This window comes from Tumebacillus algifaecis (genome assembly GCF_002243515.1).
GTDB classification, from domain to species: Bacteria; Bacillota; Bacilli; order Tumebacillales; family Tumebacillaceae; genus Tumebacillus_A; species Tumebacillus_A algifaecis.
Window position 1 is genome coordinate 4,285,314 of the sequence record NZ_CP022657.1, and the last position, 21,084, is coordinate 4,306,397.

Genomic DNA, 21,084 nt, shown 5'->3' on the forward strand with positions numbered 1-21,084 from the left:
CCTACACCCCGCTACCGAGGATTTTTTCAATGTCCTTGGCGCCATTAATCAAGCGAATCAATTTCTGCTTCAAGCCGTCCGACATACCAGCGGCTAGCGCTTCTTTCAACTTCTCCTCACTGTCCTGCCGGTACATCGAGAAGCCTGCAATGTCGAGGATGATGTCGTTGGTGCGTTCTAAAATTTCAAGTCTTTCTCGATCCCTTTCGATTTTCCGCGATGAGGTGTCCAGATTGCTCCTCAGTTCCAGCAATTCGTCTTTCATCTTGGAGTTTACATGGCGCGAGAGTTCACGGCGTTCAGCTTTGTCCAGAACAAAGGCCTCCAACATTTCGCGTTGAGTCGAGAAGAAGGGATGGCGGTCAGACTCAGTGCGTGAAAGAAGGATGTAGTAGAGCATGTCGGAGCTCATCACAATGTTGCGGTACAGCGCCTTGCGCTTCGTGTAGAGCGTCCCCTTCTCCGGCTTGTAGTAGATCAGCCCTACGTCATCTGGCAACTCTTCGGGCTGGATCAGGCCGTGCGGGCAGACGAACGAGAAGCGGTGACAGTGCTTCATGTAGCCGGGCCATTTTTCGTCGCGGAGGAAGTCTTGGCGGTCAACTTTTACCTCGTAGCCAGTGATGCACGGCTGTGTCCAGCTCTTTTTGATCGCCAGTGCGTCGAACTTCAAGAGCTTCTCGTCGCGTGTGATCTGCGTCGGACCGGTCTTGCATTCAGTGATGAACAGGTCTTCGCGGTGACGCTGTTGCAATGCGTGCGTGATCTGATCTGCGCGGACCTTCTCGCTCATCTTGATCTCCCATCCTCTCTTTCCTCCGGCATATCACGCCCTTCTACCGGTTCGCGGCCTTCCCAATCCAGTGTGGACACGAACTCAGCTAAACCTTGCGGAGTATCCTCATAACCAGCATCTGTAGCAATGTCACGGGCCAGAGTTATCGTCATCACGGTTTGGCATTGGGCGCATGTCGGGATGGATAACCACCCGCCTTCAGTCTGAATCTCAATGACCGTATGCGGAATGCCCAGCTTGCAAAAAGAGCAGTTGGCATGTTCCTCGTCAGGCTCCACGATGCTGAATCCTTTCGTCGTGTGTGTGTTCATCTCCATCTCACCTCTTTGTTTAGAATGTCGCCGCTATCTGCGTGGCCCGCGCGTAGCCCTGCGGCAGGTAACTCTCCAACTTCACGAACTCCCGGACGCTCCGGATGGTGCGCTCCTCGCGTTCCAACTCCTTTGCTTGACGCTGGCCGTACTTGGTAATGACCCTTCCGTTCCCGGTGACAGATGTAGGTGCTTTCGAGTCCGCCGATACCAGGATGTGTGCGAACTCTTTCAAGATGCCGATAACCGCGCAGCCAAGAAGGTGAAAGTTCTGCACTCTACCGAACCTCCTCGCCACCGCAGTCAACTTCTCGCGAACTTTGCGGTGCTGCATCCGTTGGAGCTGAATGGCCGTTCCTCCGATCGCTACCAGTTCGTGATCCTCCTCCACGATTCGGGCCAACTCGTCGAGCGAGCCGGTGATCGGCCACACCGGGATCGGACGGAGTCCTCTGGCGATCAGGTACTCATAGTTCCTGCGTGTCGCCGCATCGTCGCCGATCACGTCCAAGTTCATCCAGCCCCACAGCCAGTGTTTGTTGCGCTCAATGAAGTCCGCGTACTCTTCAACCGTGATCTCCACGTCTGCGCCCCGCTGGGCGGCGTTCCAGACGCTGAATGCGCCACTGTCGAGCAGTACGCTCGCTTCATCCTGCGCGGTGAAGCCGAGGTCTTGCATGTAGCTCATCCACCGTTCTGTCGTGTCCTTCCTGAGCCAGTGGTAGCTCATGAGCGCCATCAAGCCGCCTTGCTGCCGGACGATCTGCAGCGCCTTCGGGTCGCGCTCGCAGCCGCTGAAGAAGTACCTGATGCCGAGCATCGTGAGCCGCAGGAGCCCCCGGACCGTTCTAGTGATCTTCGTCAGCCCCGCGAGGATGATTGACACCAGACCGAGTAGTGCGCTGTTGTAGGCAGCGTACCGCTCCATCTCGCGTCGTGTTGCTGAGCGGCGCACGTACATGTGCCGGAGCGCGTCACGCAGCTTCTGGCGGCTGATACGTGCGGGCCGTTTGCTCTTCGCTGTCTGGAAAAATACCACGTCTTCCGTGATCTCTGTGATCGTGTTTGTCCGCCCGGTCCCGGTGCGGAAACTGACTCCCGGTCCGGCACGACGGAAAAATGCTGTTTCTCGCTGGCGGGCTTTCACACTGTAGTAGTCCATCTCCTCACCTCGCTTTTTTGTTTAGCAACGGTTTACTTCCCGTTGCTCCTCTGTGCCGACTTGTTGCAGACCGGCTCGCCATTTGCATCAAGCAGCGCCGTAATGCCGTATCCGCTACCGTTTTCAACTTCGAGATACTTGCAGTCGGTTTCTGTGTCGGTCAGAATGTAGTACGCGCTTTCACCTCTTGTCCAACCGCCACTTTGTTTGAAACGTTGTTTGCTTGTCTCCGATTCCGCCTGCTCACCACATCCGACCGCCATCAAAGCGTAGAGTACAAGCACAGTACCTGCCGCTATCTTCATCCCGTTTCTCCCCTCTCGTATAACTTCTTGCCCCATTGCTGCTCTGCCCACTTCCGAGCGGCCATCCCAGCTTTTTTCGTGCCGCTGATGGGTGCCCCAACTCGGAGGCATTCGTCTACGAACTCCTGGTCGTCGTCGTGAAATTTCTTTCCCGATTGGTGTAGCTGCCAGTGGACGAGCTCGTGCAGGAGGTTGTCCAAAACCTCGTAGCGCGTGAGAGTACGATTCACATAGTGACTCATCTGGATGACTACCGTTTTCTCTGGTGCATTCGGCCAGATCAAGTAGCAAGCTTGTCTGTTTTTCCACTTGGCGTTAGTAAGTTCGATCTCTCCGGTGTAGTCCACGCCCCAGTGTTTTTGGGACAGCTCATTAGCGGCTTTTTTCAGCTGCTCCAACGTGAGATCACCTCTCATACTCAGTACCCAGTAGCCTGCCGCAGAGTATCGAGGGCATGTTGCCGATCAAGCGCTTCGATCATGGCAACAGCAACCGCCGCTACTTGCACCGCTTCGGCCCGCATGTTTTCGTAGCCGCCTTTCAGTCGCTCAGTCGGCCCATTGTCGAAATGCGTTTCGAGTACCGCCTGGCTGAGTTCCCCGAACTCCTCCCCTAGGATGCCGATCCAAACGATCGGGTCGTGGTTCTGTTCTCCCCACTTGGCGTCTTGGCGTGCTCGTTCTTCGGCTATGCTTTGCAACACTTCGTTCATGTGGTTGTCTCCCCTCTGATCAGTTGTAGCTTAGGCCGCCCTGCCTTCTGTACGTCCAGAACACGGAACGTAAAGTCGATCTTTACGCCTTGCAGACCTTTCGTGGTCTTCCACCACTCCGTTGAGTGAACGGTCAGAACTTGCACCTCGACTTCCTCTCCATCTGGCATAATCAATTCCAACTTGTCGCGAGCTTTTGGAATCTCCTCGTGAAATGGAATTCCGAGCCGATTTCGCTCAACCCGGTCGTGTTCGGTACACGTGCAGCGCTTTACTTCATCACCAGTTCTAGCGCACCGTTCCCGCCCTGCTCCGTCAACGTAGGTGGTCGGCTTACCCACTCCACTCACCTCCTGCTCGGTCTTGCCAGCGTCACGCTTAACCGCCCGGTGATGAAGGCGCGGCCATTCGTGTGCTTCCCGCGCTTGGTGAACGTACCGAAGCGCACGATGCGCCCATTGTCCCGCCACGGGTCGTTCGGGAGTGTTGCCCATGAGAGCAGCACCCCGAACCATTTCACGGCCACAATCAGCGACACAAAGTCTACCGCTCGGTGCCATTTGATCTTCATCTCGCCACCACCGATGTCGGCCACTCCCGCCGCTCCGGCGCATGCAGTCTTTTGAGCACTTCATCCAACTCCTCTGGCGACAGGATGCGTGTTGTCACCTCTCCTGCGCCAGTTCCTTGGCGTTTGCGGTCGTTCAGCTCGATGGGCTGACCTTTGCCATGTGTCCGTCCGTTCACACGAACTCACCGCCATTCATCGGCTCCATGATGCGCTCCAGCTCGGGTGGTGCCATCTTGACCAAAAGCCGCGCCTCCGTCTCCCAAAGGTCTTCGCCGATCAGCGAACCATACTCGGCCCCTTCTGCGAACTCCCATACTCTGAACTTGCGGAATTCCATGCTGTTAACGCCCCTTTCCACCTACCAGTTGGCGGACACGTCGTTTGTTCTTGCTGTTTCGCTCATACTCGAACATCCATACTTGATCAGGATTCAGAGCAAAGTTTGCCTCAGACCAGAGAATCCTCGCTCTCGGTTTGATTCCGAATGTCTTGGCTGCTTCTTCATCGGTGAGGATGGTCTTCATTCATGCTCACCATCTTCCGGCCAGCAATCGTCACACGGACCACCAAGCGGATCACCGCAACCGTCGCAGGTTTCGCAGTCGATATTTGACTGATCCGATAGTCGAGCCACCTCTTTCAAGGCATCGCCTTGCTCTTTTTCGATCTTCTCATGCCGAGCGATCCGCTCCGCTTGCTTGGCGTTTTGCTGTTCCAGCCATGCGATGTGGCCGAGGAGGTCCCCGATCGTGTTCCGCGATGCGTAGTCATCTCGGTTCTCTGCGATCTTCGCCACCTCTTCAGGAGTGAGTTGCTTTGCTTTGATCATGCAGTGGTCTCTCCTTTCTGACGCGCATCAAGCAACAGGGGTTTGAGTGCATCGGCCCGTTTGAAGTCCATGACCGCAACAGCTTTTTTCATCTCGCTTTCCAGACGGTTTAAGCGTGTTCTATCATTCCGCTTGCGCTTCAGATCTCCGGGATGCGAAGTATAGATTTCAAAGCTGGCCTTGTTCCGCAAACCGTACTTACCGGATACCACCCACCACATGTTGTTGATGTTGTAATAGGCGGTTCCAACGATAATTCGCCCGTTGTAATCGGTTGTGTAGACTTTCGCACCGTGCGTCACTTTGCCGCCGTCTGCGGATTTGCTGTTGAAGGCGTATTCGTCGCCGCCTCGTCTACCAAGTTCCTGGTTATAGTGGTAGCAGTTTCTGTAGTCTTGCTCGATCCATTCCAACGCCGTCAGATGACCGGGTCCTCTCATTACAGACTTTCCTTTGACTATCTCAAATTCGTAACCCGCAAACACGTTGCAGAGATAGTCGCGGATCTTGCGCCGTGTCCGTTCCATTTCCAAACGGAGCAGATAGGGCATTTTTTCTTCTTTGTCAAACTCGTACCGTCCGTCTCCATCTTCCCGAGTGATGTTCGCAACATCTTGCCACATTTTAAACTCAATGCATCGGCCAGTCATTTCGAGTTCGCCTTGCAAGTCACCCTTCCGACCGATTCGGTGGTCCTCTGCAAAACTGCGGCCATATCGTTCGATCATGCCTGCGGGAACTTCCAACTCCCACCCCATCCGATTGAGTTGCTGAACGATTCGCTTGAACACCTGCCGTTTAAATTGCTTCCCCCACTCTCCGAAGACTGATTCCTCTGGACTTTCCGAGATGTACAGAGCAGCATCTCCGAATCTTACCGTGCCTTGTCGATTGATTGTCACCCTTCTTCACTCTCCCTTAGGGCTGGGCGGTTAGTACCGCCCGCTCCGATTTAGAAAAGGCGCATCTGCTCATATTGCTCGATCGGCGGCGGTTGCGCAGGCGGCTCGATGAAGTGCGCCGACACCTCGCGGCCAATCAGGTAGTTGAAAGGATAAGGGCGGTGATAGTTGCTTTCGTACCACTCCGCGGCCGACAGCAGGCACGCTTCCTGTTGCGCTTTCTGTTCCTGCGTGAGATCGGAACATTTGGTGCGCCGCCATTTCTCTTGCGATTCATCGTCTTTAATTGTCGGACAGTAGCACGGGTAGTACTTGTTTTCTTCCGGCACCCAGTGCCGCATTACGACACCACCGCCATGCACGTCGTTACAGAGGAAAATGTAGCCATGAGTCTCAACCCATCTTGAGATTTTTTCGCCTGAGAACCTTGGGCTAAGGTAGTCCACCCTATCACCTATCGAGTAGCGCCCAATGCTCGGGAGGTAACCATCGTACTCCTCTGCCCTCCTCATCACCGCTCCTCCTTTCTCTTGTCGCTTACTCCGATTTGCGCTTACCGAAATCTTTTTCGAACTGCTCAAGAGATACTTTAAAATCACTCCATGTCTTGATTTCTCCGTACTCGATTTGCGTCGTCGGACCATCAAAATTCCGAATGTGCTCTACATCGAAGCCGATCGCTCGGAGCTGACTTTCAAGCTTTGTCATGCTGTTTTTCAATGTTGTCGTCGCTCGAATAACAGCGATTGCCGTTTGTTTCAGCTCAACCTCTTGAAAGATGTTCACGCTACCCCACCTTCCTGTATGTGTGTCAGGACGGTCATGCCGCCCCGCTCCCCTTGGCGCGTTTCAGCAGCTTCTTCACTGCCTTCTTACGATCCGATTCCAGCTTCTTTGTTTTGTACAAGTCGATGAACGACCCGTTGTGCTCGGTGACCACTTTCAGGATGTGCTCCGGGTACTTGTGCAGAAACAGCTTCTTCTTGATCTTGAAGTCCACTGTCTCCGCGCCTTTTACGTCCACAACGATCAGCAGGCCGTTATGGTTGCGGTATTCGAAGTCGGCTACGTAGTGGATCGCGCTGACTGTCTTGCCGTCGCGCCGAAACTTCTCTTGAAGGAGGTACTTCGGCTGCAGGCGCAGGTCCGTGATCTTCCCGGCCTTCTGGAGCGTCAGCAGCTGCAGGTAATACTTGGACTCCATCTTCGAGTCGAAGGTGATGTTGCCGATCGTTGTCTTCTTGGCTCCGTACTTGTTGCGTTTCATGCTCCCCCTCCTCTCAGCGCCCAGACGGGCGCGGTCTAAAAATCAAAGTATTCAGGATTCCGACGACCGCCCGGCAAATACATTGCAATCCGCTCCGGTCTTTCAAAATGCTTAGGCAAAGCTGCCCAGATTCTATCCTCAAGGTGGTTTTGCCACTCACCGCCAGTTCTGTCCAACGCGCTCCAGATCGCATCGTAATATCTCATCGCGTCAGGATGTGGCATGTTCTGATCCATGTCTTTGGTCAGAGGTGTGTGAGTCACCCAGCGGTTGTAGCTGTCCAGATCCACCAGGAAGATTGCCAGTCTGTGTACCAACCCCACCAACTCATCAACGCTGTGCTCATTTGCCGCAGCCGCCGCTTGAAGTTGTTCGATGAACCCTTCGAGCGATTCACCTTCTTTCAAAAAATTCTTGTTAAATCTGTCGAGCTTTGCAATGTCGCCGAACTCTTTGTTTTTGACAGAGTCGCTGTAAGTCTTGAAAGCGGTGATGAATCTCTCCAACCGGCCGACAAGGTAAAGCAGCTCCTCGATGCGTTTTGCGTCTTCCATCTCGTCTATCCCCTTTCGCGCTGCAGGAGCGGTCTATATCGAATCACAAAGCCACTCTCACGTTCTTGTGGTGCTCTTGTTCTATAGCCGAGTCCTTTGAGCACGCGGCGGTAAAGCTTTGCCTGTTCTATCTTTGGCAGCGGCAGTGTTTCGTGCCAGCCGCGCTTTGTCTTAATCGCTTGTTGAGCGGTGGCTGTTGTGCTGCTCACCGCTCATCCCCTCCAAACTTCTCCGTGGTGAATGTTGCAACGATATGCATGGTGACCTTGTATGACTTTTGGCATCTATGGCACCGATGCCACTCTACATCCCCATCCTCCGTGAGAGTTCCTTCGCACCAGTCGTGGTCTTCGTTACCACAGTGCGGGCAAGTTGGATAGTCTTTGTCCACTGTATCGATCTCGTTTGCTTCAATTTCTTCCTGTTTGCAGTCGGAGCACAGCTCTTCTTCACTCTTTGGCGAAAGGTCGTCTCCGCACTTAGCGCATTCCTTTGTCTCACTCATCCCCGCTTCTCTCCCTTCTTACCCGTCTCGGCCATCCGACAGTCACACGCGCCGATCACGCGGACTCCATAGCAACTTGGGCAGTGTCTGATAATCATGCCGACTCCTCCTCGCGCTGCAAGTATCCGTCCAGACCGAGCGTCCAGAAGAACAGTACCGTCCGCGCGCTTTCATCCGTTCCTTCGAAGCTCTGATCTGATCTGACTCGTCCGAGAGCCATCACCAAGCGCCCGTGATCAAGGCTGGCGCGGATGCGGTATTCCGCTTTGCTGATGTTCAACTCTCCGTTGATCCACTCAATTCGCCAGCCCTGCGCTGCAAGTCCGTCGAAGAGTGAATTCCACTCTCGGCTGAATGTCCGCTTCTGCTCGTCCGTCAGGCGGTTCAGCGGCGGGAAGAATTGATCAGCTATCGGCTTGGTGATTCGGCGAATACTTTCTTTGCATTTTTCTAATGCATCACGTAGCCCGTTTTGAGTCATATCGTCTTCTCCCTTACCGCTATCTCGCAGATGGCATCTGCCGCGTCGTTAAGTTGTTCGATCTCCTTCGTGGCCGCCGCCATCTTGTATGTCAACGGAGCGTCGTGGATTCGTTGGATGATGTCAAGCAAGAGTTTCACGTTCATCAGCACTTGCGGATCTTCGACAATCTTGAGCCAGTCGTTGGCCGTGTCGATCATTCTCTGTCTTGTGTCTGGTTGTCGAACGCTGAAGTGTCGGCTCTGATAGAACGGCTTGTACGCTACCACCACGCCATTGCTCAGTAGGCGAAAATCGACTGCCTCTGACTTGATATATAGGTCGTTCACCTCTTCGTCGGTTGAGCTTCCTAACGTGGATACGGTGTAACCACGCGACTCCCAACTTTCTACCGCCGACCGGAACAACGGCCCAAGCTTTTCACGTTGCTTTACTGTAAGTTGCTGTGTCATGCGGTTGCCACCCCCATCCCGATTACGCAGTGGCGTTGGAGAAGCCATTGGTACGCCGCATTTCGTGCTTTCTTTGCACTGTGGTGCTCAACCCTCACGCCGTCGCGATCTGTAGTTGTGTATCCGGCGGAGTGGTTGTACAGCTCGAACATGATCTCTCCGTTTTGCCAGATGTACCAGCTGTTGCCTCTGTCCCACATTTGGCACTCCACCTCATACCCTAGTGCTTCGAGTGTCGCCGCGAATTGTTTCCACTTCTTCGACAAGGTCATTTTCATGCAGTTGCCTCCTCTCCACCAAACAGGCTGAGTTGTGTTGCTGTGCTATCGGCCAGCACCGTAACAGGCGGTGCGGCAGGCGCTTCTTCCAGCTCATCGCGGAACTCATCCAAGGGCGCGAAGTCGAAGTTCTTTCTTGCGATCCACTTGCTGATACCGTTGCGTTCTACTCGATAGTCGAGTGTGGAGTCTGTCGGCTTCGGGTGCCAGTGGTCTACCTCGCAGATCACGGCCCGATCGCCGGACTTGAAGTTATCGTTGAGGTCTTTTGTGATGATGATGTCGATGTCTACTAGCGGGTGCTTCATGATGCCACCTCGTCCCCGAAGTCGAAGATGCCACCTTGCATCGTGATCGGAAGCGCGTCAATGTGCTGGATGACTCGTTCTACATCTTCGATCGTCATTTCACGCATGATTTTGAATTCTCCCAGCGCAGCGGTCACGAGTCGGCGGATCGCCTTCTCGCTCTTCCCGACGTAGCGCATCAGAAGTTCTTGCTTTCGGCGTTGTAGAAGTGGATTCGGTTTCTCGCGATGTAGCATGTATGATCACGCTCCTAATGCGAAGGATTCGATTCTTCCGAACTCTTTGGCAAAAATTAGTTTTCTTACACCAATCTTTCCAGCCCGCTGTTTCGAGGTAATGACCTCTAGAACGTTTTTTTCGTCCGTGTCCGGGTTGTACACCTCGTCGCGGTAAAGGAAGGCGATCAGGTCTGCGTCTTGCTCGATCTGTCCGGAGCCTCGAATATCAGAAGGTCCCGGCCGTTTGTCGGCTCGTTTCTCCAAATCGCGATTCAACTGCGACAGCGCGATGATCGTTGCGTCCAGCGACTTTTTCATCTTGTTCAACTGCTTGGACAGGTACGAGTTGAGTCTGTATTCATCATCATTGATTTGCTTCGGACCTTCGATCAGTTGCAAGTAATCGACCGCAATGATCAACTTTTTGTCCTTGCCGATCTGACGACGAATCTTTCGTGCTTCACGGCGTATATGCGTCATGGTCATGCCTTCGGTGTCGTCGATCATGAGGCGCGGATTCAGCCTACCAACCGCTCCAGAGACGCGCCCCCAATCGTGTTCATCGAGCATCGCGGTTTGGAGCTTACCTTGATCGATCCGCCCCCGGTTCGCGATCATGCGGTTGATCATTTCGTCATCGAATGCCATTTCCGCAGAAAACATGACCGCGTAGACATCGTCGTACTGCTCAACAACCGACATCAAGATGTGCAGGAGAAACGCCGTTTTTCCCATCGCCGGGCGCGCCGCGAATACGTAGTATTTGCGAGGTTTCAATCCTGTCCAAAGGAGATCAAGGTCAGTCAGCCCGGTCATAAGCCCCATCGGCGGCATTTCACCGTTCTTCGCTTGCTGGTACCGTTCTGTCAAGTCATCCAGGTACTTGCTGAGCTTGTCCGTGACAGGCACCGGACCGGTCGGTGTCAACTCCAGCGGCTCTACAGCGGACAGCATGCTTTCGGCTTTGTCGAACAACTCGCGGTTGGTGCCGTAGTCGCCAGACATCGCCAACGCCTTGATCTGCTCGGCTGCTTTAATCAGTCTCCGTCGCTCCGATGCTTCGCGCACCTTGTGGGCGTAATCCGTGACCATAAACGTGTGTCCGTAGTTGCGTGAGAAGCCTTCGCAGTCCATAAGATACTGCACTGTCTCGCCGCCACCACCCATCCTGCTATATACCTCGACAACTCCATAAGGCTTTTCTTCGATGTCCAACTCCATCATCGCGGTAACGACTTGCGTGTTCTTCCGGACTTGAAAGTCTGACGGGTGCACGATTTGAACCGCTTCGGACAACGCTTCGGGTTGGAACGTTGCAAGTTGCAGCAGGACTCCAACCAGCAGTTTTTCGTTGATGGCTGATTCGCTCAAAGGCGGCGAAGTTGATTCGATTTGTTCGCCTGCTGTCGTCATGCTCCGGTCATCCTCCTTTGCAACTCTTTTTCCCAATCTGCAAGTTCAGGTGGTGCACTCGATGCGGCCAACTGCGCCGATACCTGTTGCGCTTCGAGTTTTGCGTGATGAAGGTCACGTATCTTGCCATCGCAGTAGCGAATCGTCTTGATCTTCAGACCCATGCGTTTAGGCTTGTACTCAGCAAAAGCTTTGTCGATCCCTTCGCGGATCGTTTCAAGCGGGATTCCATCGTGTATCCAAGCCCACATCACCGGAGGATCAAATCCGTCGAGGAAATGCGATTGCAATTTCGCGGTCGCGTACTCGTAAACCGCTGCGTAAGTCTTGTCATTGTCATCGAGGTTGAGTAGGTCGCTGGTATTTCTTTCAGGCTCTTGGCCCACGGATGACGGCACCCCGCCAGCTTGTGTTTCTATATCCTCTTGTGTTGATAAAGCAGCAGCTTTTAAATCTTTTCCAGAGTCTAATGCTATGTCTATTGGATAGGGAACATCCTCCCTATCTAGAAGTGGAACATCTTCCTGATCTAGATAGGGAACTTTCCCCCTTTCTGGTTCAGATAGGGAACTTTCTCCACTTCTAGAAGGGGAAGATTCTCCCGATCTAGATAGGGAACTTTCTCCCTTTCTGACCATCCACTTTTTAGAGTTCAGCACCTCGATTTTGAATCCGTGAGCCTGTCTTTCGGCGGTTATGTACCCGCCGTCTTTCAACTTCTTAATTTCGTTTTTTACGGTGTCGGCAGAGGCTTCGATCTCATCACCGATCTCCTTGCAAGTGACCCACCGACCACCGTAGACGACTCCCCTGAATTGCCCAGGTCGGTTCGGGTCGGGATACTCCTTTGTCGTCCTGTCGATACACCAGATGAATAAGTAGATCGCCATCCCCATCCGTTTGCGGTGCTCCAGTATCCCGCTGTAGATCGGGAGGCTATAGCTTTGGGCACTCAGGGTTATCACCTACCGTTCTATTTGCTTGTCTGAGAGGATTTCTGAGGCGCGGTGTACAAGAATACCGCCTGCTTCCATTTGCCACCCATGCGCACGCCGTAGGCTATCGTCATGTGCGCTCAACTCCTACCGTCATGGTCTTGATTTGATTCAGCGTAGCCTCAACGCCGCACTCGACGTTCGGGCAAACGAAGTAGGTTTCTGCAACGATCACATCGGGGTTATCGATCTTAACACTTCCAGAGCCGTACATCGTGCGAGTGGCAGCATCCCAAGAGCCTGCCGTTGCCGCTTCGTTGCAAGTCGGGCATTGGTGCAGTTTGATGCTCGGGTGGCCGTTTTCACCGCGCAGGCGGTCGATGGTGTCTGCTGCCGCTTCGATGTTGTGTGCGTGTTGCGTTCCGCCATTTGCTAATACTCGCAACGTTCCTGCAAGCTCACGCAGGACATCGGTGTCTACTTTGATCATTTCTATCGCTCCTACTCCGGCCAGTCTGCCGGATCATATTTGGTTTTCAACTCGTCAATCTTGGCGTTCGTCCAGGCTCGTGTAGACTTGCGGTTGTGGTCCAACCAGTTGTGGCAAGTACCTGTGTTGACTTGCGGGCCGCACAGCGCCGCTACGTTCCAAGGTTGGTCGCCTCTACCGATCTGACCGCGTCCTTGCAGGTGCGCCAGCTCCAACTTGTAGGCGAAGTCATTCGGCTTGTTCCGTCCGCACCGCTCGCACTGACCAGCCGCCCGGCGGCGGACTTCTTCTGCCACGGCCGGGGTGATCGCTGTCAGTTGCTTGCGCTTCGGTTTGTTGCGCTTGTGGTTAGGCTTCGCAACAGTATAAGCCGGCTGATCAGCAAGGTTTGTAATGATGCTTGCCTCCTAGAAACCAATGTTATCGTCGTCGATCTCGATTTTATTGCCGTTACCTTCACCCTCCGGCACAAAGCCAGGTTGCGGTTGGTAGGCATTCAGGAAGTTGATAAACTCGCTGGCTTCCTTCTTGGACAAGTCTTTCGCGCTGAGTTTCCCTCCGCACATCTCAGCCATCATTTGGCGGAAGTCGTTTTCCGAAATTCCTTTGTCATTCTTCAGCCTGTGCATATACTTGATCTGGGCTTCAGAAGGTCCGTCCGCGTTCGCTGTTGGGTGATTCTGCTGGCGCGGCGGTTGTTGGTGCTGTTGTGTGTGCATCATCGTCGGTGGTTGCTGATCAACAACTTCAACTTGGTCGGTGATGTCCATCGGCTCTTGCATGCCCATTTCTTCCGGCGCATACAAGCCTGTTATCGTGTAGCATTTTTTCAACCCTAGGACCTCAACTGTCTTTTTGCCCATCGCGCTCGGGTGTGACCGCCAGACGGGATTTTTTTGACTCAGCGCGTCGTAATACTCCTTGAAGTCGATGATCTCGATGTGGTCGGGCTTATCTTTCCGCTTGATGATGCAGTAGCATTTGGTGATGAGCCCGGTGCCGTCCCCGATCTCGTGTTGAATCTCTCCGCTGATCGGGTTGAACTTGAATGTGTCACCCTGTCGCACTTCGAAGCTCAGCATCCCAAGGAAGTCTTCTTGACGCATTGCGTAGTTGCGTAAGCCATCCCGGCTGACCAAGATGGTCGGGTCTTTGCCGTTGTATTTGATGAACCAGATTTCTTTGAGGAACGGGTCCAACTTGTAGGTGTTCGCGAGATGCATGAGCATCGTGAATTCTGCGTCCGTCGCGCCCTTCGCCACTGTATCGCGGATGGCTTGGATTTTCTGTTCGTTGCTGGTATTGAGAGTTGGTAGTGCGGAACCGCCGTTGATCACCGCCAAATTGCTTGCTGTGCTCATCTCTGCCCCTCCATTGATCGTTTTCAGTTGTTGTGGTACACTTGCCGTAGAAAATTTTGTTCGTTGCTTTCCTAGGTCCGCTGTTCCCGCAGCGGGCCTTTTTCATTGCCCTTTCGCATAAGCGCCACCTCCTCACCCACAATTCGGGCAGATCGGCAAGGTAGCGTAGATTCCGCGTAGCCCGTCCGCATCCGCACCGTAATGCACTGGTACCGCGTCTTTCTCATCTCCACACTCGCCACACTTGCGGTCATCCGGCTTGTAGTCGGTGCAGTTCTCCCCGTCCGCGAACTCTACATCCACGAACTCCGAGCCGCCGAAGCGATCACAGTAGCCTAAGAAATTCGTCCGGCAATCAACCTTCGAGCAGGCCAGCAGGTCGAGCACGGCAGGTTGGATGTCATCAACTTGCATCAGCCCCGCCCCCTCGCGTTCAGCCGCCGCGTCTCGTCCACCAGCGTTGCATTCCGCATCGTTTCGATGTTGCAAGTCGGACACTGCTTCAGGCGGCGTTCTGCGCTTGCATAAGCCGTACAGGAGTTGCAGAGTGCATTGAAGCGTTCAATCGCATCTTGCGCGGACTCAGCGACTGCCAACATGTAGCGTTACCTCCGTAACTGTGAGATGGAAGCCACCACGCTCTTTCATGCCAACCTCATGACCAGTGTCGTATCCGACTTGGTAGGCCGATCGGCATGCGGCCGTGTAGGCTTCGTCATACGCTTTCTTGCGTTCGTAGGCACGGCGCAGGACTGCCAGTTCCTTGCCGACCTGCTCATGGATGCGTTCTGCATAGTGCAGGTGCATCTCTTCGCCGTGGCGGGCGAACAAGCGCGCGTTGCTGTTGATGCCGAGAGCTGATTGTGCGATGCTTTCCAGCGCCGCTTTAGCGGTCTCCATTTCCTTTTGGAGCGCGATAGTGTTTGCCATGTTGATCACCCTTTCGTTTTAGTGAACTTCCAGCGCCTCAACTGGTACACCCAGCCGTTCCGCTAACTTTTCAAGCAGTTGTCGCGACGGATTCGCCTTACCCGCTTCGATCTGCGAGATCATGCTGGGAGTGCAGATTCCTTGCGCCAGCTCGGTTTGCGTGAGTCCGCTTTGCAACCTCTTTTCGCGGATGATGGTTCCTTGGCTCATTTGTGATTCACCTCCTGAGTTAATCTAAAATTGGATGAGTGTTTGTCCAAGACATGTTTAGATCACCTCCCTCAAGGCGACCGCCTGCTTCACTACGCTCGGGAACTTCATGTATCGAAGGAGCGCTTCACAGGTGACTAGCTTCCTAACCCCTACGCGGAAACCAGGGAAGTCTGGAAGTTCCCAAAGGTCGTATGCGGTCTGTCTAGACAGGCCGAACAATTCCATCATGTGATTAGGTGTCAGGGCAACTGGCAGAATCTCAATCAGTTCTTCCGTCGTCATCGCGGTTTCCATCAGGTTCGGCAACTTTGTTACTTTTTTCATAGTTCACAACTCCTTCCCGAACGTATGTTGCTATGCACGATGTTGAAAAGTTGCTAAAATGGATTTATCAAGAATTGTCAGGCAGAAACAGTTTTATTTGCACAACTTGCGCTTTGCTCAAGTTCGTTCCCAAAAAAATATTCTCGGGATAATTTTTCGGGTTTAACACCAAGTACACTCGCTAGTTGCGCCACGTACTTCGGATGCAGGCCTTGCTTCCCATCCTTGATGCGAGAGTACCAACCGGGCGTCTTCCCCATCTGGCTTGCAACCTCGGTTATGCTCAATCCTTTTTTCAGTCGATACTCTTCAAGGATTTCAGGTTTCATGTAATCACCACCTTATTTGATGTTTGCTCAAGTTCTTGTCTCTATAATACTTGAGGAATACTCAATAGTCAACGGTATTTTGCTATTTCCTCAAAATTATTTTGATGATTCGTCAAAATTGATATATTGATTTACAGGGGGTGCGTGCAGTGACGCTCGGCCAAAGGTTGAAGGAAGCACGTAAGAAAAAACGGTTGACTCAGTCTGATGTTGCTCAGACATTGGGAATCGACTTCACTACGGTGTCTAAGCATGAAAATGATAAATATGAACCGGACGTAGAAACCCTCAAAGCGTACGCTGAACTTTACGAAGAAGAATTGAGTTATCTTCTAACTGGTGAGTATGGCAAAGATGATAAAAGTGGCACACAAGCTCTGGATTCTAACCAAAAGGGATACACCGTAGAAGATATATTGGAGATGGCTGACAAGATCCCAATGAAAGAGGGACTTCCGCCACTTTCGAAAGATGCTGCCGACGAGTTACGTATGCTCGTGAAAATGTGGATGCGAAGCCAAGAGAATCAGGAACAAAAATAGACCCCCTTCTTAGCGAGGGGGTTTCGTTTTGGGGTGAAACTACATGTCTACATTCGGCGACAGACTTAGGGCTTCACGAAAAAAACTCGGAATGACACAAAATGATATCTCTAAAATTATCGGAGTTGCGGAATCGTCTTACTGTGCATATGAAAAAAATAACAGAGAACCAAATTTCGATCTCACTATAAAAATGGCCAATGCACTTGGTGTCTCCACAGACTTCCTCCTTGGCCGCACAGAAGAGCACAACGGCACCGTATCGGCTCCACCAACTGACGATAGGGTGCTACGCTACCTGGAAGCGTTAGACGTGAAAATGGACAAGCTAGCCGCTGAGCTGGCGGAGCTGCGCACCAGCAACGAGCAGATCGGCGAGCTGGTGCGGCGCGTTGAGGATAGTGAGATCGATATAAGGATTTTGAAGAAGTTGGCGGCAAAAGAATAGCCCTACCATGTAGGCAGGGCGAGGCGCGTCATTGTCAGGCAGCTAGAGCCTCCTTGTACGAAAGGAGGTGATAGAAATGGAATTAAAGATTGGATGTAGAATCATACTCCAGCGCTTGAGCCAATTAGCAACTGAAGGCGGGCTCAGACTAGCCCGTCTCAATAAAGATGAAGTTGCAATTCTCTTGGGGCTTCCAGAAAAGAATACGTATATGTTTGTCGATTTCCTCGAAGGGGAAGGATACGTAAAACTTTTTAAGGTTCTCGGCGTCCATTATGCTTCAATCACTCTAACAAGTCGCGGGCTCAATCTCGTGTCTTCACCATCAGAGTTCAACAGAGAATTTCAACCCCCTCAAAACTTCTTGAACATAACCGGCAACAACTCATTCTCGGCGTTCAGTATGACCGGGAATGTATCCGTTGCGAATTCGTTCAATCAAACGAAAAGCGAGCTGAGAGAAGATCGAAGCTTGGGTGATAATGAGAAGATTCAAATCGAAGAGATGATCAATGCGGCGATTAAAGACATAAGTGAGAAAAAAGAGATCACTCCTGAGACAAGCGAATCCATCACAACAACCCTAAGTGGATCAGGTAAAAAATTTACCGCTCGAGCAATCAAGTATCTGTTAGATGCAGCCGTTGAGGCGGTTACTAACTAGATAACGAAAGTCGTTGCAGCAATATATTTAATGCACCAGAAAAAGACTGTTGTAAATATTTTCTTTCAGCACCGAACAGGAGGAGTTCTTTAGCGATACGCATTTCATCAACAATCTCCAACACAAGATCGCCTTCTGTATCTTCACAAACCGCCGTCCCATCGGCGGTTTTTTCTATGCCCCTTGCCAGCTCCGCGATCTGCGCCGTGGCCTGCGCTACTTTCGGGTAGTCGGCATGATCGGCATTCTTCTCAAGCCACTCGGCGTTGGCAGCTATGATTCGGTCGAGGTGTGTGATCATGCGCCACTCACCTCTAATTTATTTTCTTCTCGGTCGATAAACGACATGATCGCCATCTTCAATTCCAGTGGCGCATCAGAAGTTCGAGTCATGTCATAGAGGTTCAGAGATTCAGTTGCCTGCTTCTTCAAAAAAACACCTCCGCTTTTCGTTCATCATCATAAGTTGATGATAAACCAAGCCGAGGTTTTCTAATAGGTGTGTGTCGCAATTCGGTTTACATCGACAAAATTCGACACGGAAACTTTACAAGTCGTTTACGCGGATGGTTTCTTCGGAGCACCAACCGGATCTACTGGATGAGGATCAGCGTACGAAGGTTGTATAGATTTTTGTCCATCGGTTAATGCATATCCCCCAAATGCAAGCCCGATGACAACTGCAAACAATAAACATGTCATAATCTTTTTCATTTCAATCCCCCATTTTGGATAATTCGAAAGATTTCGATGCCCTTTTATAGTACAGTAACGCATTCTCATTGTCACCACACTCCTCCGAAATTTCACCAAGACGAGAGGAGATACGAGCTGTTAGTTGGTGGTCGTCTGTATGTTTAGACACCGAAAAAGCAGCTTCGAGTAGCGTTGTGCTGTTGGACGTTTCACACTGAGAAAGCAAAAATAGAAATTCTGCGTGATGCGGCGGCGAATACGATTTGTCTACAAAGGGTATGCATTTTCTAATAATGATCGATGCGTCATTGAATCTTTGTTGTTTAACAAGCAGTTTCGCCAGAGAGACACCTGTGAATCCTATGGAATGACGGACATTAAGACTGAAGGCAATGCTGTTTGCTTCTTGATAAAACAATGTCGCGTTCTCGAAATCCCCTTGGCGTTCATAAATCTCACCGATGTTCTGGATTGCTTGCAATTCATCTTTCAAAAGGCGCTTTTCCTTGTAGAAACCTCTTGTAAACATATGCATTTCAAGTGCGGAGGTGAGATCCCCGATTTTACCGTAAATTACCCCGAGCATTTGTTTGATTCTACACAGCATAACCTCGTCGATTGTATGTTGTTCAGCTCTACGATAAAAAGTCAGCGCCTTATGGTAGTCTTGCAAGTGGTAATGGCACAGGGCTATGTTATACAACGTCTTGAAATAATATTCAGACGTTACATTGGATACTTCACCTAGTAATTCTTCCAATAATTCAAGCGCCTTCCTATGTTTCCCCTGTAGCATCATGATCCGGACAAGTGCGGTTAAGAGGTATTCTCTCAATTTGTCCGGTAAATCCCTTGCGATGAGATCTTCAGTTAGCTCTTGTGCTTTCAAGGGATCACCCGATCCGCCTTTGAAGCATGACTCAATAATAAGCATTGTCTCTTGTACGTCATTTGCATCTGTATAGAAATACCCAACCGGAACATTTAGCATTTCGGTTAATTCCCTAAGATCGCTCGCAGAAGCAACGGTCTTTCCGGATTCGATATTACTGAGTTTTGTATGGCTAAACGATAATTTTTCAGCGAGCTGGCGAGCCGATTTGTATCCTCTCATAATTCTAGCCCGCTGAACGTTGCGACCAACCATCACTCTCATAGGCATAGCATTGTCAAATTTCACTTTTTCACCGCCGTCTCAACATTCTTGATATTAATAGTACCCCTTGTTTCATTTACAATCAACAAGGGTTTTAAAAAAAGAACGAGACATCTTTATACAAATAAAGACTACCAGCGCTCGGCAGTCTTCATTTGGTTGTGTAAAAATTGAATTTTCTACACTTCCCTACCTATTTCGAAATCCGGTCGTTTTTTCTGATCTAAAATTCACTAGTCCAAATTAACTAAATCTCATCAAAAATGTCCCATATAGCAGAAATGACCACTCGCAAGCAAAGCGAGTAGTCATCCAGCACCAGCACCCTCCTAATTGGAAGGTAATATACAAGTCCTATTCTATCACATCGAAGCGGATGCTAGAATAGACCTACCAGCACAACTTTCTAAATAGGAGGTTTTGTACATGGCTGCAAAAGGAAAAGGCAGGAGAAGTAAAGGCACCGGCAGCGTTTTTGAAGAGAAAGTACGCGGGGTGAAAACTGGCAACTATGTTGTGAAGTTCAACCTTGGCCCACGTGACCCGATTACAGGTAAGCGTCCGCAAAAGGAAATCAGTCATCTCGTGGACGAAGAAGGTAACTGGGTGGACGAGAAAGGAGCCCGTGTTGATAAGTCTCGGCGCGTAAAGATTACAACACAAAAACAAGCAAACAAAATACTAAGGGACATGCTGCGCAGGGTTGATCAAGGGGACTTAGCACCGCCATCAATCGGTGGTGACGTCACTGTCGATCAGGTATTCGACTTATACCTTGAACAGTATGTTCGTTTGTTTTTGGAAGCAGATACTTACAAATCCCAAAAATCATGCTTGGTCCCTGTCAGGAAAGAGTTCGGGCATATGATAGCGAAGGAACTACAGCCAATCCAATTTCAGCAATTTCTTACGAAATGCCTGAAGGCCGGAAAAGCAAAGTCCACAGTGAAGAGGCATTATGATGTCGCGAAGTCGGCTTTTGAAGCCGCGAAGCGTTGGCGACTAATTAAAGAAAACCCTCTCGACGATGTGATCGCCCCGAGACTTGAGGAAGGCGAAGCTAGATTTCTAACACGGGAAGAATTCGATGCGATAATATCAGAAATTAAGAGGTCTAGAAGTTCCCATTTGGCAGAAATGTTCATCCTTGGATGTGTTATGGGTATGAGACGCGGTGAATTATGTGGATTGAAATGGGAAGATGTCGACCTGGAACGTCGCGTCCTAACTGTACGTCGCGCAATTAAACGTGGGTATGATAAAACATGGGAAGAGGGACCAACAAAAACCAAAAAGTCACGTACGCTTCATTACGGAGACCTTGTGGCGGATATCCTTGACAACCAAGTGAAAAGACAGAAGAAAGAGCGCTTTCAAGCAGGTGCGGCGTACAACGGGTTAGGATATGTCTTCGCAAAACCACTTGGAGATCACAATAACCCCGGTGGATTGACGAAATTTATGCAGCGCGTTACAACACGCTGTAATTTGGAAGGTGTTACTATCCACACCCTCCGTCACACGTTCGCTTCATGGTTGATCGAAGGTGGAGTGAACTTGTTCAAGATCAAAGAGGCCCTTGGTCACTCGTCGCTAAATATGACAGCTCGCTATTCTCACGTTTACCCGAATGATACGGAAGTATCAACGAAGATGGATGCCGCTGTCACGACAGCGCTCAAAAAACACATAATTTGAGCGCAATGTTAGGACATAGTTAGGACACGCTTAACGCAAAGCTCGTAAACCCTTGATATTTCAAGGGTTTACCGCCATTCGAACACAGATTTCCGTTGTTATGCCAAGAAAAGGGGATAAACCTACTTCTGATTATAGTGATAATGATTCTCATTGTCAATTGCCTGCTCAATATTTCTCTGCTCAACTTGATTGACAATAACAGGTCCGAACCGTACCTTTAGAAGTAACTAG

General features: G+C 51.1%; 40 protein-coding genes. 4 read left to right on the forward strand and 36 right to left on the reverse strand.

The features are described 5' to 3' along the window. Position 1: 1 nt before the first annotated feature. The 32 genes from CIG75_RS19090 to CIG75_RS19255 all read right to left on the reverse strand — a co-directional run bounded on the left by CIG75_RS19090 (position 2) and on the right by CIG75_RS19255 (position 15,646). Positions 2-793 carry an MmcB family DNA repair protein gene (locus CIG75_RS19090; protein WP_094238066.1) on the reverse strand — a complete coding sequence of 264 codons (792 nt, stop codon included), beginning with the start codon at positions 791-793 and terminating at the stop codon, positions 2-4. Next, on the reverse strand, positions 790-1,107 hold the full coding sequence (locus tag CIG75_RS19095) for a hypothetical protein (RefSeq protein WP_094238067.1): 318 nt from the start codon (positions 1,105-1,107) through the stop codon (positions 790-792). The genes CIG75_RS19090 and CIG75_RS19095 overlap by 4 nt, the downstream gene beginning before the upstream one ends. Positions 1,108-1,126: 19 nt before the next feature. After that, positions 1,127-2,269, reverse strand: coding sequence for a hypothetical protein (locus CIG75_RS19100; RefSeq protein WP_094238068.1), 1,143 nt, complete (start codon positions 2,267-2,269; stop codon positions 1,127-1,129). Between the two features lie 32 nt (positions 2,270-2,301). Then, positions 2,302-2,574, reverse strand: a complete 273-nt coding sequence (locus CIG75_RS19105; RefSeq protein WP_094238069.1) for a DUF6440 family protein — start codon at positions 2,572-2,574, stop codon at positions 2,302-2,304. Further along, positions 2,571-2,972 carry a SprT family zinc-dependent metalloprotease gene (locus CIG75_RS19110; RefSeq protein ID WP_094238070.1) on the reverse strand — a complete coding sequence of 134 codons (402 nt, stop codon included), beginning with the start codon at positions 2,970-2,972 and terminating at the stop codon, positions 2,571-2,573. Before CIG75_RS19110 ends, CIG75_RS19105 begins: the two co-directional genes overlap by 4 nt. A gap of 20 nt (positions 2,973-2,992) precedes the next feature. Further along, positions 2,993-3,286: a nucleoside triphosphate pyrophosphohydrolase family protein gene (locus CIG75_RS19115; protein WP_094238071.1), complete on the reverse strand. Its 294-nt coding sequence runs from the start codon at positions 3,284-3,286 to the stop codon at positions 2,993-2,995. Then, a complete protein-coding gene (locus CIG75_RS19120) occupies positions 3,283-3,627 on the reverse strand; it encodes a hypothetical protein (RefSeq protein ID WP_094238072.1) in 345 nt (114 codons plus the stop codon). Before CIG75_RS19120 ends, CIG75_RS19115 begins: the two co-directional genes overlap by 4 nt. 5 nt (positions 3,628-3,632) lie before the next feature. Continuing rightward, positions 3,633-3,857: a hypothetical protein gene (locus CIG75_RS19125; protein WP_094238073.1), complete on the reverse strand. Its 225-nt coding sequence runs from the start codon at positions 3,855-3,857 to the stop codon at positions 3,633-3,635. Then, entirely contained in the window at positions 3,854-4,033 is a 180-nt protein-coding gene (locus CIG75_RS19130; protein ID WP_094238074.1) for a hypothetical protein, read from the reverse strand. The genes CIG75_RS19125 and CIG75_RS19130 overlap by 4 nt, the downstream gene beginning before the upstream one ends. Further along, positions 4,030-4,194: a hypothetical protein gene (locus CIG75_RS20885; protein ID WP_157729656.1), complete on the reverse strand. Its 165-nt coding sequence runs from the start codon at positions 4,192-4,194 to the stop codon at positions 4,030-4,032. The genes CIG75_RS19130 and CIG75_RS20885 overlap by 4 nt, the downstream gene beginning before the upstream one ends. Before the next feature lie 183 nt (positions 4,195-4,377). Then, positions 4,378-4,686 (reverse strand): hypothetical protein, encoded by a 309-nt coding sequence (locus CIG75_RS19140; protein ID WP_094238076.1) that lies wholly within the window; start codon positions 4,684-4,686, stop codon positions 4,378-4,380. Next, on the reverse strand, positions 4,683-5,588 hold the full coding sequence (locus CIG75_RS19145; RefSeq protein ID WP_094238077.1) for a UvrB/UvrC motif-containing protein: 906 nt from the start codon (positions 5,586-5,588) through the stop codon (positions 4,683-4,685). The genes CIG75_RS19140 and CIG75_RS19145 overlap by 4 nt, the downstream gene beginning before the upstream one ends. 50 nt (positions 5,589-5,638) lie before the next feature. Continuing rightward, on the reverse strand, positions 5,639-5,929 hold the full coding sequence (locus tag CIG75_RS19150) for a hypothetical protein (RefSeq protein WP_094238078.1): 291 nt from the start codon (positions 5,927-5,929) through the stop codon (positions 5,639-5,641). 196 nt (positions 5,930-6,125) lie between these two features. Then, positions 6,126-6,374 carry a hypothetical protein gene (locus tag CIG75_RS19155; RefSeq protein WP_094238079.1) on the reverse strand — a complete coding sequence of 83 codons (249 nt, stop codon included), beginning with the start codon at positions 6,372-6,374 and terminating at the stop codon, positions 6,126-6,128. Positions 6,375-6,408: 34 nt separating this feature from the next. After that, a complete protein-coding gene (locus CIG75_RS19160; protein ID WP_094238080.1) occupies positions 6,409-6,855 on the reverse strand; it encodes a DUF1064 domain-containing protein in 447 nt (148 codons plus the stop codon). A 35-nt stretch (positions 6,856-6,890) separates the two neighbouring features. Beyond that, positions 6,891-7,409, reverse strand: coding sequence for a hypothetical protein (locus tag CIG75_RS19165; RefSeq protein ID WP_094238081.1), 519 nt, complete (start codon positions 7,407-7,409; stop codon positions 6,891-6,893). A gap of 599 nt (positions 7,410-8,008) precedes the next feature. Beyond that, the gene (locus tag CIG75_RS19180; RefSeq protein WP_094238084.1) at positions 8,009-8,395 is read right to left on the reverse strand and encodes a hypothetical protein; all 387 of its coding nucleotides are present in this window, start codon (positions 8,393-8,395) and stop codon (positions 8,009-8,011) included. Further along, positions 8,392-8,847: a hypothetical protein gene (locus CIG75_RS19185; protein ID WP_094238085.1), complete on the reverse strand. Its 456-nt coding sequence runs from the start codon at positions 8,845-8,847 to the stop codon at positions 8,392-8,394. The genes CIG75_RS19180 and CIG75_RS19185 overlap by 4 nt, the downstream gene beginning before the upstream one ends. Beyond that, positions 8,844-9,125: a hypothetical protein gene (locus tag CIG75_RS19190; protein WP_094238086.1), complete on the reverse strand. Its 282-nt coding sequence runs from the start codon at positions 9,123-9,125 to the stop codon at positions 8,844-8,846. Before CIG75_RS19190 ends, CIG75_RS19185 begins: the two co-directional genes overlap by 4 nt. Continuing rightward, positions 9,122-9,433, reverse strand: coding sequence for a hypothetical protein (locus CIG75_RS19195; RefSeq protein WP_094238087.1), 312 nt, complete (start codon positions 9,431-9,433; stop codon positions 9,122-9,124). The genes CIG75_RS19190 and CIG75_RS19195 overlap by 4 nt, the downstream gene beginning before the upstream one ends. Next, positions 9,430-9,669: a hypothetical protein gene (locus CIG75_RS19200; RefSeq protein ID WP_094238088.1), complete on the reverse strand. Its 240-nt coding sequence runs from the start codon at positions 9,667-9,669 to the stop codon at positions 9,430-9,432. The genes CIG75_RS19195 and CIG75_RS19200 overlap by 4 nt, the downstream gene beginning before the upstream one ends. 6 nt (positions 9,670-9,675) lie before the next feature. Further along, positions 9,676-11,064 (reverse strand): replicative DNA helicase, encoded by a 1,389-nt coding sequence (locus tag CIG75_RS19205; protein WP_094238089.1) that lies wholly within the window; start codon positions 11,062-11,064, stop codon positions 9,676-9,678. Then, positions 11,061-11,960, reverse strand: a complete 900-nt coding sequence (locus tag CIG75_RS19210) for a hypothetical protein (protein ID WP_094238090.1) — start codon at positions 11,958-11,960, stop codon at positions 11,061-11,063. Before CIG75_RS19210 ends, CIG75_RS19205 begins: the two co-directional genes overlap by 4 nt. Before the next feature lie 169 nt (positions 11,961-12,129). Beyond that, the gene (locus tag CIG75_RS19215) at positions 12,130-12,489 is read right to left on the reverse strand and encodes a hypothetical protein (protein ID WP_094238091.1); all 360 of its coding nucleotides are present in this window, start codon (positions 12,487-12,489) and stop codon (positions 12,130-12,132) included. An 11-nt stretch (positions 12,490-12,500) separates the two neighbouring features. After that, a complete protein-coding gene (locus tag CIG75_RS19220; protein ID WP_094238092.1) occupies positions 12,501-12,785 on the reverse strand; it encodes a hypothetical protein in 285 nt (94 codons plus the stop codon). Between the two features lie 111 nt (positions 12,786-12,896). After that, positions 12,897-13,850 carry a RecT family recombinase gene (locus tag CIG75_RS19225; RefSeq protein WP_094238093.1) on the reverse strand — a complete coding sequence of 318 codons (954 nt, stop codon included), beginning with the start codon at positions 13,848-13,850 and terminating at the stop codon, positions 12,897-12,899. A 132-nt stretch (positions 13,851-13,982) separates the two neighbouring features. After that, on the reverse strand, positions 13,983-14,264 hold the full coding sequence (locus CIG75_RS19230; RefSeq protein ID WP_094238094.1) for a hypothetical protein: 282 nt from the start codon (positions 14,262-14,264) through the stop codon (positions 13,983-13,985). Further along, a complete protein-coding gene (locus tag CIG75_RS19235; protein ID WP_094238095.1) occupies positions 14,264-14,449 on the reverse strand; it encodes a hypothetical protein in 186 nt (61 codons plus the stop codon). Before CIG75_RS19235 ends, CIG75_RS19230 begins: the two co-directional genes overlap by 1 nt. After that, positions 14,433-14,780 (reverse strand): hypothetical protein, encoded by a 348-nt coding sequence (locus tag CIG75_RS19240; protein WP_094238096.1) that lies wholly within the window; start codon positions 14,778-14,780, stop codon positions 14,433-14,435. The genes CIG75_RS19235 and CIG75_RS19240 overlap by 17 nt, the downstream gene beginning before the upstream one ends. Positions 14,781-14,798: 18 nt before the next feature. Next, positions 14,799-14,990 carry a helix-turn-helix domain-containing protein gene (locus CIG75_RS19245; protein WP_094238097.1) on the reverse strand — a complete coding sequence of 64 codons (192 nt, stop codon included), beginning with the start codon at positions 14,988-14,990 and terminating at the stop codon, positions 14,799-14,801. A 57-nt stretch (positions 14,991-15,047) separates the two neighbouring features. Further along, positions 15,048-15,317 carry a MerR family transcriptional regulator gene (locus CIG75_RS19250; RefSeq protein ID WP_094238098.1) on the reverse strand — a complete coding sequence of 90 codons (270 nt, stop codon included), beginning with the start codon at positions 15,315-15,317 and terminating at the stop codon, positions 15,048-15,050. Positions 15,318-15,394: 77 nt separating this feature from the next. Continuing rightward, positions 15,395-15,646 (reverse strand): helix-turn-helix domain-containing protein, encoded by a 252-nt coding sequence (locus CIG75_RS19255; protein WP_094238099.1) that lies wholly within the window; start codon positions 15,644-15,646, stop codon positions 15,395-15,397. A gap of 149 nt (positions 15,647-15,795) precedes the next feature. On the opposite strand from CIG75_RS19255, the gene CIG75_RS19260 reads away from it, so the two are divergent. From CIG75_RS19260 to CIG75_RS19270, 3 genes are all read left to right on the forward strand, one after another. Continuing rightward, positions 15,796-16,188: a helix-turn-helix domain-containing protein gene (locus tag CIG75_RS19260; RefSeq protein ID WP_157729657.1), complete on the forward strand. Its 393-nt coding sequence runs from the start codon at positions 15,796-15,798 to the stop codon at positions 16,186-16,188. A gap of 43 nt (positions 16,189-16,231) precedes the next feature. Continuing rightward, on the forward strand, positions 16,232-16,636 hold the full coding sequence (locus tag CIG75_RS19265; protein WP_094238101.1) for a helix-turn-helix domain-containing protein: 405 nt from the start codon (positions 16,232-16,234) through the stop codon (positions 16,634-16,636). Positions 16,637-16,712: 76 nt separating this feature from the next. Next, positions 16,713-17,300, forward strand: coding sequence for a hypothetical protein (locus tag CIG75_RS19270; protein ID WP_094238102.1), 588 nt, complete (start codon positions 16,713-16,715; stop codon positions 17,298-17,300). Here the strand turns inward: CIG75_RS19270 and CIG75_RS19275 are convergent. From CIG75_RS19275 to CIG75_RS19280, 4 genes are all read right to left on the reverse strand, one after another. Then, on the reverse strand, positions 17,293-17,601 hold the full coding sequence (locus tag CIG75_RS19275) for a hypothetical protein (protein ID WP_094238103.1): 309 nt from the start codon (positions 17,599-17,601) through the stop codon (positions 17,293-17,295). The two genes, CIG75_RS19270 and CIG75_RS19275, sit on opposite strands and share 8 nt — an antisense overlap. Next, positions 17,598-17,732: a hypothetical protein gene (locus CIG75_RS21500; protein ID WP_265415048.1), complete on the reverse strand. Its 135-nt coding sequence runs from the start codon at positions 17,730-17,732 to the stop codon at positions 17,598-17,600. The genes CIG75_RS19275 and CIG75_RS21500 overlap by 4 nt, the downstream gene beginning before the upstream one ends. 126 nt (positions 17,733-17,858) lie before the next feature. Beyond that, complete coding sequence (locus CIG75_RS20890; protein WP_157729658.1) at positions 17,859-18,014, reverse strand: hypothetical protein; 156 nt, start codon at positions 18,012-18,014, stop codon at positions 17,859-17,861. Between the two features lies 1 nt (position 18,015). Beyond that, positions 18,016-19,176 (reverse strand): transcriptional regulator, encoded by a 1,161-nt coding sequence (locus tag CIG75_RS19280; protein WP_094238104.1) that lies wholly within the window; start codon positions 19,174-19,176, stop codon positions 18,016-18,018. Between the two features lie 402 nt (positions 19,177-19,578). Here CIG75_RS19280 and CIG75_RS19285 point away from each other — a divergent pair, with 402 nt between their 5' ends. After that, a complete protein-coding gene (locus CIG75_RS19285; protein ID WP_094238105.1) occupies positions 19,579-20,850 on the forward strand; it encodes a tyrosine-type recombinase/integrase in 1,272 nt (423 codons plus the stop codon). The last annotated feature ends 234 nt before the right edge of the window (positions 20,851-21,084 follow it).